Source organism: Thiobacillus denitrificans (assembly GCF_001530125.1).
Lineage (GTDB): Bacteria > Pseudomonadota > Gammaproteobacteria > Burkholderiales > Thiobacillaceae > Thiobacillus > Thiobacillus denitrificans_C.
In genome coordinates this window covers 60,842-74,776 of sequence record NZ_LDUG01000019.1, presented here as the reverse complement: position 1 = coordinate 74,776, position 13,935 = coordinate 60,842, and the positions used below count along the sequence as shown (strand labels likewise).

Below are 13,935 nucleotides of genomic sequence, written 5' to 3'. Positions count from 1 at the left end.
GCGAGCGAAGCGCGGCAATCCAGCGCATTGATTAAGCGGGCATTTCTGGATTGCCGCGTCGCTTCGCTCCTCGCAAAGACGGATTAATCAGCGTCTCCCTAGGCGAAAAAACGGGCGCCGAGCGCCCGTTTTTTCGCTGCCAACGGCGCCGGCTTATGCCGGAACCGCCGCTTTCTGTTCCAGCTGCGCGGCAATGCTGTCGAGCAGTTGCTGTTCCTGATACGGCTTGCCCAGGTACACGTTAACGCCGATTTCCATCGCGTGGTTGCGATGCTTGTCCGCCGTCCGCGAAGTGATCATGATGATTGGCACCGACTTCAGGCGCTCGTCGTTGCGCATCACGCGGGCCAGCTCGAACCCGTCCATGCGCGGCATTTCGACGTCGAGCAGCACCACGTCGGGGATCAGGTCGTGCATCCTTTCCAGCGCATCAACGCCGTCCTTCGCGCTGTCCACACGGAAGCCTTCGCGCGCCAGCAGGCGCGTGGTGATCTTGCGCACCGTGAGCGAATCGTCGACCACCAGCACCAAGGGCGGCTGCAGGGCGGCGCTCACTTCGGCTGCCTCGGCGGGCGCCGTGCGCTCCACTGCGGTGCGCGGCAGGCTGGCCCAGCGCAGCGCCAGCGGCACCGGATTGAGGATCAGGATCACGCGTCCGTCACCGCGCACGGTGGCCCCTGCCACCCCCGTAATCCGGGCCACCTGCGGACCGATGTTCTTGACCACGATTTCGCGTGTTCCCTCGATCACGTCGACCAGCACGGCGGCCTGGCTGGCGCCGCTGGCGAGCAGCACCACCGGGTTGTAACGCTGCACTTCGTGCACCGCATCGGTGTCGCCCAACAGGTGCGGCAGATAGGAGAAGGGATAGTGCGCGCCGCGCCACACCACTTCGCCCGCTGCCATCGCCTTTTCAAGTTCGATCGGCTTGAGTTCCAGCACCTGCCGAATCAGCGGCGTCGGCAGGGCGTAATCGTGCTTGGCCGCCTGGAACATCACCGCTTGGGTCATCGCCAGGGTGAGCGGCAGATAGATGTTGAAGCAGGTGCCGGCGCCCGGGGTGGAGGTGATGTCGATGCGGCCGCCCAAGGCGGAAATTTCGCTCTTCACCACATCCATGCCGACGCCGCGCCCAGCGACCTGGCTGACGGTTTCGGCAGTGGAGAAGCCGGCGGCAAAGATCATTTGCGCCAGCAGGGATTCGGTCGGCTCGACCCCCGGCAGCAGCAGGCCGCTGGCTTCGGCTTTTTCGCGGATACGCGCGTAATTGAGGCCGGCGCCGTCGTCCTTCACGATCAGCATCATTTCGTTGCCGGACTGGCGCGCGGCGAGCACGATTTCGCCGAATTCGGCCTTGCCTGCGGCAAGGCGTTCCTCGGGCGATTCAATGCCGTGCGCCAGCGCGTTGCGCAGCAGGTGTTCGAGCGGCGCGGTGACTTTTTCCAGCACCGAGCGGTCGATTTCCAGTTCGCCCCCCTGAATGTCGAGCTGGGCGCGTTTGTCCACGTCGCGCGCGGTCTGGCGCACGGTGCGATACAGCCGCTCGGCCACTGAATACAGCGGCACCATGCGCACCCGCAGCAGATCCTGCTGCAGTTCGCGGTTGAGGCGCATCTGCTGGATCAGTGCGGCGTCGGCTTCGCCCAGGCGCGCCAGCAGGATGTGCTGCACGGTGGAAATGTCGTTCACGCTTTCGGCCAGGAAGCGGGTGACTTCCTGGAAGCGGGTGAAACGGTCGAACTCCAGCGGATCAAACTCGTCGGTCCCCTCATGGGTCTGGAAGGTCGCCTGCATTTGCGATTCGGCCTGGATCTCGACTTCGCGGATATGGCCGCGCAAGCGTGCCAGGGCTTCCGACAACTCATTGACGTGGCGCTTGAAGGCAAACACTTCGCTTTCGATCCGCGAACGCGCAATCGCCACTTCGCCCGCCTGGTTGACCATGCGGTCGACCCAGTCGGCACGCACCCGCAGGGTCAGGGCATTGCTGTCGCGTGTAGCCGCCTTCGCAGACTCAAGCGGATCAGCCATCGTAGCGGTCACCGCAGCGGCAGCCTCAATCGGGCCAGGCACCGGTTCGATTGGCGCCTCCAGCGGTACGGACGTTTCTTCGATGGCGGGCGCAAGATCGCCCAGTTTCAGGCGATCCACTGTGTCGGCCAGACGGTCAAGCTGCGCTTCCAGCGTCTCGAACACGTCAGCACTTACGCTCAGATGGCCATCGATCACGGCGATCACGCGGGATTCCATCACATGTGTCAGTTCACCGAGGCGCATCGCGCCGACCATGCGCGCGCTGCCCTTGATGGTGTGCAGATTGCGGCGCAGCACGTCGCGCGCAGCGGCTTCCCCGGGCGCGGCTTTCCAGGCACGCAGCTGCGCACTGGTATCCGGCAACAGGGTATCGGCCTCTTCGAGGAAAATCGGCAGCAACTGCTGGTCGATTTCATCGGCCACTTCACGCCGCTCGAATACCGGTGCCGGCGCGGCCGGTTTAAAGTCGGACACCAGCGCGGCGACGTCAAGCAGGCCGGAGGCATGGTGGGTTTCGGTCGCTTCGCTGATAGGAGCTGCGTAGACGGGCGCAGCTTCAACGGCGGGTTCAGCGGGCATTTCGTCGGCCTGCGCGGTTTCGGCCGCCAGCGTGAAGACCGACTCGGCGGCCGGCATGGCCTGCTCGTCTTCCAGCTCGCCCAAGGCTGCGATCAGATCGTTTGCCGCCTCGGGCAGGTGTTCACTTTCGATGGTCTCGATCATCTCGTGCAGTCGCACGACCGACTCCCGGACCAACGGCAGGTGTGCAGATGGCAGTGCCACCCGCACAAAGCGGTTCCAGTACTGCTCGAGCGCTTGCGACAGCTCGCACAGGGCAGCAATGCCCGCGGTGCCCGCGATCCCGCCCAGGGTGTGCACGGCGCGCCGCGCGTGTTCGCTGACGGTGCTGTCGACGACATCAGCGTGACGCTGGGCTTCTTCCTGCAGCACGGCCAGGCGCTGATGCGCTTCGACCATGAAAATATCGTACAAGCCGGTAGACAGGCAGACCGTGCCGATGCAGATCTCGTCAGGCGCCTGCGACTCTACATGGGCTTCAGCCTCGGCGTCCACCAGGCCAACTGGCTCTGCAGGCTCTTCACCGGCGGATTCCACGTCCGCTGCTGCGTATTCGATGGTGGCACCCACCTCGGCTGCGCGCACCTCAGGCAGAGACGCCAGCGCTTCGGGTTGCGTATCGGCGGCCTCAACCATCTCGGCTGTGGCTGCGACGATGCCCGCTTCGTCATCCGCCAGCGCATTTTGTTCAGCCTCGACAACGGGCTGCGGCTGCCATTCGGCTTCCGCTTCGGCTGCCATCTCAACGTCCAGCTCGCCTGCAGTCACGGCCTCAACTGCCACTTCGGCGTCGGCGGCCGTTTCGGGCCACGCCGTTCCGGTTGCGACCGCAGCCGGCGCGACATCCAGCGGTTGACCCTGTGACACTCGATCAACCGCTGCCAGCAAATCGGAAACCGGCAACACCACCGGCTGGTTCGCCAGCAGCGCATCCACCCAATCCTGGAACACACCGCGGGCGCGTTCGACCAGGCGCAGCAGCTCGCTGCTGGCTGGTTTTTTCTCGGTCAGCCAGCCGTTCATCAACTGTTCGAGACGCCACGCGGTTTCGCCCAGCTCTTCCAGACCGACCATGCGGCCACTGCCCTTCAACGTGTGAAAACCGCGGCGGATAATCGTCAGCGAAGCCTGGTCATCGGGATTGCTCTGGCAAGCATTGCTGGCCTCGCCCATGGCCGCCAGCACTTCGTTGGCTTCTTCCAGGAAGATTTCCAGCAGTTCCAGCTCGACCCCTTCAGGGATCACCGCCAAGAGGGGACCTTCGGCAGGCGCGGCCATTTCCGCTGCGACCGTCACGGCCGGCTCGGTGATGAGCACCGCTTCAGCTGCGGCGACCGGCTGCGCGAGTTCGACGACCGCGCCGACTGCCGGCGCGTTGTCCTCGGCAGACATGGCTTCCATCGATTCGGTCGCTGCCGTCGCCTCCATCAGGTCGGCGGGAGGGCGGGCCGCTTCGCCGGCAACCGGCTCGTCCCCTTCCTGCGTCAGCCGGATTTCAGGGATGGCCCGTTCGGGCAACGCCAGGCCGGTCATGGCCGCAATGTCGGCATCGAGCGCCAGCGGCGCCTCGGCCGCCTCCCGGCTGGCGTCGAGCGCGGCACGCGTCTGCTGTTTCAGGATGGCATCGTCGATCAGTTCGGCGTCGCGATCGAGCTCGACTAGCGCATCAAGGTATTTTTTTTTTGTGGCGTCGTCGGGTTGATTGCGCCATTCCAGATAACCTGCCTGCACCTCGGCCTTGCGGGTGGGCAGACCTGCCTCAACCGTATCGCCAAACGCGTTTTCATCAATGCTGTCGGCGTCGATCACGCCAAGCTCGATCAATGCAGGACGCAGCATGCTTGCGGCATCGGCACGCCCGGCGCAGTAGGACTCGATAAACAGCCCGAGGCTGGAGAAGGCGTTGGCCAAGCGTTGCTGGGTCGCTTCATCCGGATAGCCTTCGCTGATGAATGATTGTGCCGTAGTGGTGGCTGCAGCAAGCAAGCTGGCGGCATCGGGCAATTCCAGCATGGTCAGGGCACCCTGCGCCTGCTGCGCCAGGGCGGGCAGGTTGGCCAGCGCTTCGCGCTCGTTGGCATCACGGAAGAAGGCATCCAGCGCCTCTTCCATCTGCCTCAGGTTCTGGCCAACCTCCAGCGCCATCTGCACCAGCATGTCGCGTTCAGCCTCGCGCTGGCTGGTGGATTCCACGTTACTGGCCGGCATTTCGCGGCCTTCGATCAAGGCACGCAGGCGTGCCCGCTGCCCTTCGGCACGGACAGCGAAATCGGCGTGCAGAACATCTTCCTGGTCAACGCCGCTCTGCATGAACAGCAGTGTGGCAGCGACTTCCAGGTTCATCTGTTCACGCGCGTCGCCTTCGCGCCCGACAGCGGCAATGGCTGCCGCTCCCAACTCATCCAGCAGGGGCATCAGGCCACTGCTTTCGAGCATCTGCGCCTGCGGCTGCATGCGTACCAACTGGGTTTGAAACTGTTCCTGCTGCTCGGCACTGCCTACCACCCAGGCATGCCAATGATCGCGCGCGGCCTTCAAGCCGGCTTGCAAGGCATCCAGCACCGGGCGCATGCGCGCCAACGCTTCGGGATCGAGCATGCCACGGCCCGGCAGGTAACGATCGAGGCCGAACCTCGAGCGGACTTCCGCAACGCGGCCTTCCATGGCCTGGCTTTTTGCCACGAAGAACAGCGCATCGCGGAGCAGGCGTTCAGCGACCTGCGGCGAGCCTTCCATCAAGCGGCGCATTTGCAGGTCAACGCGAGCGAGCAGCTGCTTGACGTGAAAGTCGGCCTCGACGCCGCGTGCGATCAGGCTGTCGACAAAACCGACGCACGCCCACCAGAAGGTTTGCGAAGCCTGCGACGGTGCGATGCGCTCGATTGCGATCAGCGCTTCACGCATGCGCTGCAGTCCCTGGTCCGCCTCGACATTGCGCAGAAAAGCCAGCAGGCCGCGCTGGAACAGGCCACGCATTTTTTTAACTTCAGCGGCCAGCGCGTCCTGCGTCAAGCCATCGTTGCCGGTCTTGCCATGGGTCCGCAAGCGCAGGTCGGGGAAAAACAATTCGCCCTCGAATACCCGCTCGGCGCCTTGCAGTTCGCGCAGACGCTTGTATAGGGGGAACAGCGCCAGCTCGCCGCTGCCGCGTCCGTCAGCCAGATCCTTGACCCAGCGCTGCAGGCCTTCCATGGCATTGCGCAAGGCGCGCAAGACTTCATCGCTTGCCGTCAAACGGTTCTCATTGACGTCGTCCAGGATGGACTCAAACGCGCCCGCCAGCGTGGCGGCGCCTTCCAGTCCAACCATGCGCAACGCGCCGGTCACCTGGTGCGCATCGTCGCGCGCCAGACGCAGGGCATTGGTGAGATCGACATCGACACTGTATGCCTGGATGCGCCCCAAGGCGGCTTGCAGGGCGGCATCGATGTCGCCGCGCACCCAGTTCAACGGGCCGGTATCGTAATCGAGTAAGGCGCTCATGGTGTGTTGTTCCCGAGGTTGATTGCAGTAGCCGTGAGCGGCTGCTCGCTTCGCGCTGTGGCCAGTCCGCTCAGGCGAGCTTGAAGCCCGCGACCGAACTCTTCAGATCCTGCGCCAGCTGCTTCATGCTGCCAATCGACTCGGCCGTCTGCTGCGTGCCGCTGCTGGTCTGCACCGAAATCGCCTTGATGTCCTGCATGGTTTCGGCCACCTTGGCGGTCGATTCCGCCTGGCTCTGCGTAGCGGAGGAAATGTCGGCAATCAGTCCGGCCAGCGTTTTCGACACGTCGCCGATCTCGGCCAGCGTCTGACCTGCCGCATCGGACAGCTTGGCGCCCTCGACCACGCCCTGGGTCGAGACCTCCATCGCCGCCACCGTATCGTGGGTATCCGACTGAATGGTCTTCACAATCGCCGCAATCTGCTTGGTCGCATCGGCAGAACGTTCTGCCAGCCGCTGCACCTCTTCTGCCACCACCGAGAAGCCACGCCCGGCTTCACCTGCGGACGCTGCCTGAATGGCCGCGTTGAGCGCCAGAACGTTGGTCTGCTCGGTAATGTCGGAAATCAGTTCGACGATTTCGCCGATCTCCTGCGACGATTCGCCGAGGCGCTTGATTCGTTTCGAGGTTTCCTGGATCTGTTCGCGCAGACCGTTCATGCTGGAAATAGCGTTGGCCACCGCCTGCTGGCCTTTTTCGGCAGCGGCCAGGGACTGTTCGGCCACACGGGCGGACTCGGCGGCGTTGCCCGACACCTGTTGCACCGACTGCGCCAGGCTCACCACCGCAGCCGAGGTCTCTTCGATTCCTTCGGACTGGCGGCGCGAGGCATGTTGCAGCGACTCGGAGATATGACCCGCCTGGTTCGCTGCCTGGTCCATCTGCAACGTGGCGTTGTTGATGCCCCGCACCAGACTACGCAGCTCTTCCACCGTGTAGTTGATCGAGTCAGCCACCGCACCGGTAATGTCTTCGGTCACACTGGCGTTGATGGTGAGGTTGCCTTCGGCCAGCTCGCCCAGTTCGTCCATCAGACGCAGAATCGCTTCCTGGTTGCGGCTGTTTTCCTCTTCGCTCTTGCGTGCCCGTGATTTGGTTTCGTTGATGTTGACCAGCCCCAGCACCACCAGCGATCCGATCGCCAGCAGGCCGAACAAGGCGGCCAACAGATAGCCGGCGCCACCGACGGACTGATAATCCTGCGACAACTGACTCGCGTCTGCCAGCAGCTTGTCACTGCCGACAAACAGGTTGTTGGCCGCCAATTTGGATTGCAGCAGCGGTTGCGTGTTGGCAAGCACCGCGCCCACCGCCTCGACCATCTCGCCCATGTTTTCACCCAGGTCTTCCATGGTCAGCATGCTGTCTTCACTGCGGCTGGCCACGCCTGTCATCAGCACCTGCACCGTATCGCGGAACGAGGTGGTGTCCGTTTCCAGCTGCAACACCACGACGGGGTCGATCAGGTCAGCCGACAGCAGCAGGTTGGCGTTTTTCGGCATGCGCTGGCTCAGCATGACCAGGTGATTGGCGCGCGACACTTCGCGTACACCCGACCCTGCGTCGACCAGCTGGCTGCCGAGCTGTTCGGCAACCTCCTGCAGGTCGGAACTCAGGGCGTTAATGCGCTTGACGCTTTCGTTCAAGGTCACCAGGTTTTTCTGCTGCGACAGAATCAGCGCGACCTGCGGGTCGAACGTCTTCCACTGCGCGCTGATTGTTTCAAGCGTGGTGCGCGCGGCGCCGCTGGAGGCGGGCACCTCGGCGTCGCCTTCGGTCAGGCCGGTCAACGCCGTCTGAAACGCGACCCTGCCTTCGGCCAGCTTCTTGAAGGCGGTGGCGTCACCGAGCGCGGATTGCTGGGCCGTCAGCGGCAGGCGCTGCGACAGCACCTTGAGGTCACCGGCCCGGGCCTCGTAGCTGGTCCGGTTGTCGAGCTGGATCGCACTGTAGATGGTGAAGCCGGCTGTCAGGATCAGCGAGGCGACCAGGATGCCGCCGGCGTAAAGATATTGCCTGTCGACGGGCAAATGGCCGATCAGCGGGGCGCGGCCGGGCTCCTTGTCAGCCAGCTTTCGCACGCCCTGCATGATCATGGCGGTATGATCCCCCCCGCTCTTGCCTGTGACCTTTTTCGTCATGCGGCCAGCCAGCCCTTTGAGGCCATTCATTGTTGTTGTCGCCACGTTCATTGTTTCAATCTCCACTCATCGGCGCCAGCGCGCCCTGTTTTCAACATCCGGTCGGTTACCGACCTACGCTTCAACCTTGAGAAATCCGGCATTGCCAAGCAATTGGCCGAAATCCATATCGCACCAGTCGGTGCCCGCTTCGTCCGCGTATTGGCGGGCGACCCACGGATGAGGTGCTGCATGATCACTACGCAGCTGGTAATGCTTGATGTTTTTCAGACCCAGGGTACTGCGCACCAGCAGCGCCGCATTCACGCCAAAATCGTGATGCGGAATCAGCAGGCGGCAATCAGCGTGGTCGGGCGTCACGCCCTGCCCCATGAAGTCGGAAAAATCACTCACCGCGAACAAATTGCCGCGAATGTTGGCGACGCCCCGAAACCATCGGCACGCACCGGGCACCTTGACGATGGGCGGCACCGGGATCACTTCCTCGGTATCGGAGAGGCTCACCAGCCAGTTCACATCGCCCACCCGAAAGCCCAGACGGGATCCGGTGTTGTCGCGACTGGCCGCAGCCTGCAACTGCTGCGAAAGCGTGGTCTGAAATTCGCGCAGATTGAATTTCTTGGCCATGTTGATCCGCTCAGTCCAGCGCCTTGATTTGCGACAACAGGTCTTCCGGCTTCACCGGCTTCACCAGGTACGCTTTCGCGCCTTGGCGCATGCCCCAGACCTTGTCGGTTTCCTGACCCTTGGTGGTACACATGATGACCGGAATATGCTTGGTCGCCTCCTCCTTGGTAATCATGCGGGTCGCCTGATAGCCGTTCATGCCCGGCATCACGACGTCCATCACGATCAGATCGGGCAGCGTCTGCTTGGCCTGGGCAACGGCTTCTTCGCCGCTTTCGGCCATGCTGACCAGATAACCGTTCTTGACCAGCAGTTCGGACAGAAAAAAACGTTCGGTGGGGGAATCATCCACAACCAGAATTCGGCTGATCGCCATATCTATGCTCCTTGAAAAACAGTTAGGCCCTGGCACACGCGTGCTCGCGCACCGCGGTCAGCAGCGTGTCCTTGGTAAAAGGCTTGGTCAGATACTGATCCGACCCCACCATGCGGCCGCGCGCTCGATCGAACAGTCCGTCCTTGGACGACAGCATAATGACCGGCGTGCTACGGTATTTTGCGTTGCGCTTGATCAGCGAACAGGTCTGGTAGCCGTCGAGGCGCGGCATCATGATGTCGACGAACACCACGTCCGGTTCGTGATCGGTAATTTTGGACAACGCATCGAAGCCGTCCTGAGCCAGGATGACTTCGCAGCCTGCCTGGTTCAGAAATATTTCCGCGCTACGGCGTATGGTGTTGCTGTCATCGATGACCATCACCTTGACGCCTTTCAAAGCTTCGTTATCCACACGCTTTCTCCACCTGGACCCTTGGGGGCGCAGCACCTGCCACACACCCTGTGTGCATACCATTACGGCAATGGTTCAGGCTTCTTTAGCCCCTGTAACCATCCGCGCACGCACGTTTTCGACCCGCCAATAAAAAGGGCGCCGCATTGCGACACCCTTTTTTCCGCTACGCGCTGGACACAGGCTTACTGCCAGGCATCCCCGCTGGACTTCTTTTCAGCGCCGGCAACGGCACTCATGGTCTCGATAATCACGTTTGGCAGGGACGAAATTCGCATGAACTGCCCCATCCCCACATCCGGGAAAGCCAGTGCAATGCGATAACGGCCATGCGGTGAACCCACCACATTGTCGACCACGTAAATCTCGTATGGCAGCCCGGCGATGTTGTCCTGCATGTCGATTTTCTTGACCCACTCGCCGTCGCTGTTGCCGCCGTCGTTCATCGCCACCCCGAACGCGGCCAGCTTGCGGTCAGGCATGACGACTTCGTAGACCTTGCTTGTCTTGCCGATGCCCTTGGCCAGATTCTCACGCACGGCCTTCAGCGCCTCGGCAAAGCTGCCGTACTCGGCCAGCTTGTTCTTGTACGAATCCAGGCGTTCCATGCCGATCATGTAGCGGTAGTTGGCCAGGGTTCCGGGCGCCTCGTCGCCGCCCTGCCCGCTGCCTGCACCCAGCGCGGCCTGCAAGCGCGTCTGCACCCCCTTGACCGCAGCTTCCTTCCTGTCGAAGTCTTTGCGGAAATAGGCGCGATACCAGTAGTCCGGATTGGTGTAGGCAACGCTGCCGTCGGCTTTCACCCCCACGCGGATCGCCGCGCCCAGCACGGCGTGGCCGCCCACCGACCCCACTTCTCTCAGCATGGCATCGTCGGTGGCGATCACCACCCCATACTCCGTCAAACCCTTGGGGAAATACTTGCCGACCACCTTGAAGCCGCCATTCTTGAGCTTGACCTCGACCGCAGCCGCCGCAGCCTGGGCACTGCCACCCGCCACCCGATCTCCCTGAACATAAGGCGCAACCGCCCATGTACTTGCTGAAAAAACGAGCAGGGCCCACGCCGCAATCGACCGCAAAATCATAACCGTCTCCTGGTTGAAATTATTTTTTATTCCACCCGACTGTACCATTGACAGGCGCGAATCGCGTGTAGGGCGCGATTCTATAGACAAACACGCCCTCCGCCAAGGCTCTGTCGTCCGCTCCCGCACGGTGCGCAAAGAAGGCCTTAAAACGCCACCATCTCAAAATCGTCCTTGCGTGCCCCGCAATCCGGGCAGGTCCAGTTGATCGGCACGTCTTCCCAGCGCGTGCGGGGGGGGATCCCGTCGTCGGGCGCGCCGGTTTCCTCGTGATAAATGTAGCCGCAGATCAGGCACATCCAGCTTTTGTATTCGGGGAAATCAGACATGGGAATTCCGTGAATCGGCTAAAATCGAGTGCTTGATTCTAAAGCAGTGACGCCATGCCCTCCATCTTCGTCCCCAAACCCACGCCGCCGCTGGTGCTCTGCTTCGCCGCGTCCGACCCGACCGGTGGCGCGGGCATCCAGGCCGACCTGCTGACGCTGGCCAGCATGGGCTGCCACCCGCTGTCGGTGATCACCGCGATTACGGTGCAGGACACCGCACGGGTCGACGAAGTGCTGGCAATCGACGCCGAATGGGTGATGGATCAGGCGCGCATGCTGCTTGAAGACGTGCCGGTGGCCGCGTTCAAGCTCGGCATGCTGGGCAGCCCCGAGTCGATGGCGGTCATCGCCGAAATCCTCGCCGACTATCCGGACATCCCGGTCATCCTCGACCCGGTGCTGGCGTCCGGGCGCGGCGATGAACTCGCCACCGAGGACATGATCTCCGCGATGCGCGACCTGCTGATCCCGCAGACCAGCATTCTCACGCCCAACAGCCACGAAGCGCGCCGACTGGCGCTGTTCGAGTCGGACGAGGACGACATGGACCTCGCCGCCTGCGCCGCACATCTGACCGATCTCGGCTGCGAATACGTGCTCATCACCGGCACCCACGAAGCCACCCCGCGCGTGCTGAACAGCCTCTATGACGCCAACGGCCACGTACAGACCGACGCCTGGGACCGCCTACCCGGCAGCTATCACGGTTCCGGCTGCACGCTCGCCTCGGCCATCGCGGCTGCCCTGGCGTATGGCCAGGACGTACCGACCGCGGTGCGCGATGCACAGCACTTCACCTATGAAACACTCAAGGCCGCCTTCCGCCCCGGCATGGGGCAATACATTCCCGAGCGTTTCTTCTGGGCCCAGGATGCGCAGACGGAAGGCAATGCCTGAATTCCGCCATGCCTGAATCCCCCGTGGCCCAATTCCCCGGCGGCGTGTACGCCATCACCCCCGAAACCGCAGACACCGACCATTTGCTGACGCAGGTCGAAGCGGCGCTGGCGGGCGGCGTGGCCGCCGTGCAATACCGCGACAAGTCGGACGACGTGGCGCGCCGCCACGAACAGGCGAGCGAACTGGTCGCGCTGTGCCGCCCATTCGGCGTGCCGCTGATCGTCAACGACGACCTGCGGCTGGCCGATTTGTGCGACGCCGACGGCGTGCACCTGGGGCGCGACAACGCCAGCCTGCGTGAGGCGCGCATCATTCTCGGCCGTGGCAAACTCATCGGCGCCTCGTGCTACCAAAGCCTCGAACTGGCGTTGGCGGCGCAGGCCGCCGGCGCCGACTATGTCGCCTTCGGCAGCTTCTTTGCGTCGCCGACCAAGCCGGCGGCCGGGCGGGCCGGCCTCGACCTGTTGCGCGACGCGGCGCCGCTAATCCACGTTCCGCTGGTCGCCATCGGCGGCATCACCCTCGCCAACGCGGCGCAGCTGCTGGACGCCGGCGCCGACAGCCTCGCCGTGCTGTCGGCCCTGTTCGACACCCCCGACATCCGCGCCAGCGCGCGCGCCCTGAATCAATTATTTGAAACGGAATCTGAACAATGACCCGCAACGAACAACTTTTCGAACAATCGCAACAAGTCATCCCCGGCGGGGTGAATTCCCCGGTACGCGCCTTCAAGAGCGTCGGCGGCACCCCGGTGTTCTTCAGCCGCGCCAAGGGATCGCGCGTGTGGGACGCCGACGGCCGCGAATACATCGACTACGTCGGCTCGTGGGGACCGGCCATCCTCGGCCACGCCCACCCCGGCACAGTGAAGGCGGTGCAGGACGCCGCCGTCAACGGCCTGTCGTTCGGCGCGCCCTCGGAGGCCGAACTCACCATCGCCCGCCGCATCATCGATCTGGTGCCGAGCATCGAGAAAGTCCGTCTGGTATCGTCCGGTACCGAGGCGACGATGAGCGCGATCCGTCTCGCACGCGGCTTTACCGGCCGCAACAAGTTCATCAAGTTCGAAGGCTGCTACCACGGCCACGCCGACTTCCTGCTGGTGAAAGCCGGTTCCGGCGCACTCACCTTCGGCAACCCCACCTCGGCCGGGGTGCCGCCCGAAGTCGCGGCGCAAACGATCGTGCTCGACTACAACGACGTCGCCGGACTGGAACGCACCTTCGCCGCGATCGGCAATGAGATTGCCTGCATCATCGTCGAGCCGTTTGCCGGCAACATGAACCTGGTCAAGCCGACCGCAGAATTCATGGCGGCGATGCGCCGGCTGTGCGACGCACACGGCGCGCTGCTGATTTTCGACGAGGTGATGACGGGCTTCCGCGTCGATCTGGGCGGCGCGCAGAAACTGCTCGGCATCCGCCCCGATCTGACCACGCTCGGCAAGGTCATCGGCGGCGGCATGCCGGTGGGCGCCTTCGGCGGCCGCGCCGACGTCATGGATGCGCTGGCGCCGACCGGACCGGTGTACCAGGCGGGCACGCTGTCGGGCAATCCGGTCGCGGTGGCCGCCGGGCTGGCGACGCTCGCGGCGATTTCCGAACCGGGCTTTCACGCGAAGCTCACCGCCCGCACCGAGCGGCTGGTGAAGGGCCTGACCCAAGCCGCAGCGGACGCCGGCGTCACCTTCTGCGCCGACTCGGTCGGCGGCATGTTCGGCCTCTATTTCGCGGCCAAGCCACCGGCGAGCTTTGCCGAAGTGATGCAGTGCGACAAGGAAGCCTTCAACCGCTTCTTCCACGCCATGCTGGATCGTGGTTTCTATCTTGCGCCGTCGGCGTATGAAGCAGGCTTCGTCTCGGCCGCGCACAGCGACGCCGACATCGACGCCACGATCGCCGCGGCACGTGACGTGTTTGGAAAGTTATAAATCATTAACCACAGAGGCACAGAGGCACAGA

Annotated in this window: 10 protein-coding genes; 3 read left to right on the top strand and 7 right to left on the bottom strand. The window is 63.4% G+C overall.

The window, feature by feature from the left end:
• Positions 1–153: 153 nt before the first annotated feature.
• The 7 genes from ABW22_RS07090 to ABW22_RS07060 form a co-directional block, all read right to left on the bottom strand.
• Positions 154–6,096: an Hpt domain-containing protein gene (locus tag ABW22_RS07090; RefSeq protein ID WP_059753947.1), complete on the bottom strand. Its 5,943-nt coding sequence runs from the start codon at positions 6,094–6,096 to the stop codon at positions 154–156.
• Between the two features lie 70 nt (positions 6,097–6,166).
• A complete protein-coding gene (locus ABW22_RS07085) occupies positions 6,167–8,269 on the bottom strand; it encodes a methyl-accepting chemotaxis protein (protein WP_237763263.1) in 2,103 nt (700 codons plus the stop codon).
• Positions 8,270–8,353: 84 nt separating this feature from the next.
• Positions 8,354–8,866, bottom strand: a complete 513-nt coding sequence (locus ABW22_RS07080; protein WP_059753942.1) for a chemotaxis protein CheW — start codon at positions 8,864–8,866, stop codon at positions 8,354–8,356.
• 10 nt (positions 8,867–8,876) lie between these two features.
• Positions 8,877–9,242: a response regulator transcription factor gene (locus ABW22_RS07075; protein ID WP_059753938.1), complete on the bottom strand. Its 366-nt coding sequence runs from the start codon at positions 9,240–9,242 to the stop codon at positions 8,877–8,879.
• 22 nt (positions 9,243–9,264) lie between these two features.
• On the bottom strand, positions 9,265–9,624 hold the full coding sequence (gene pilG, locus ABW22_RS07070) for a twitching motility response regulator PilG (RefSeq protein WP_059753936.1): 360 nt from the start codon (positions 9,622–9,624) through the stop codon (positions 9,265–9,267).
• Between the two features lie 218 nt (positions 9,625–9,842).
• Positions 9,843–10,658 (bottom strand): hypothetical protein, encoded by an 816-nt coding sequence (locus tag ABW22_RS07065; protein WP_237763262.1) that lies wholly within the window; start codon positions 10,656–10,658, stop codon positions 9,843–9,845.
• Between the two features lie 233 nt (positions 10,659–10,891).
• Positions 10,892–11,074 (bottom strand): rubredoxin, encoded by a 183-nt coding sequence (locus ABW22_RS07060; protein ID WP_059753928.1) that lies wholly within the window; start codon positions 11,072–11,074, stop codon positions 10,892–10,894.
• Positions 11,075–11,128: 54 nt separating this feature from the next.
• Here ABW22_RS07060 and thiD point away from each other — a divergent pair, with 54 nt between their 5' ends.
• The 3 genes from thiD to hemL are packed head-to-tail and all read left to right on the top strand — an operon-like array spanning position 11,129 to position 13,904.
• Entirely contained in the window at positions 11,129–11,971 is an 843-nt protein-coding gene (gene thiD / locus ABW22_RS07055; protein ID WP_059753926.1) for a bifunctional hydroxymethylpyrimidine kinase/phosphomethylpyrimidine kinase, read from the top strand.
• Positions 11,972–11,994: 23 nt separating this feature from the next.
• Positions 11,995–12,630 carry a thiamine phosphate synthase gene (gene thiE, locus ABW22_RS07050; RefSeq protein WP_088178765.1) on the top strand — a complete coding sequence of 212 codons (636 nt, stop codon included), beginning with the start codon at positions 11,995–11,997 and terminating at the stop codon, positions 12,628–12,630.
• Entirely contained in the window at positions 12,627–13,904 is a 1,278-nt protein-coding gene (gene hemL / locus ABW22_RS07045) for a glutamate-1-semialdehyde 2,1-aminomutase (protein ID WP_059753920.1), read from the top strand. The genes thiE and hemL overlap by 4 nt, the downstream gene beginning before the upstream one ends.
• Positions 13,905–13,935: the final 31 nt, after the last annotated feature.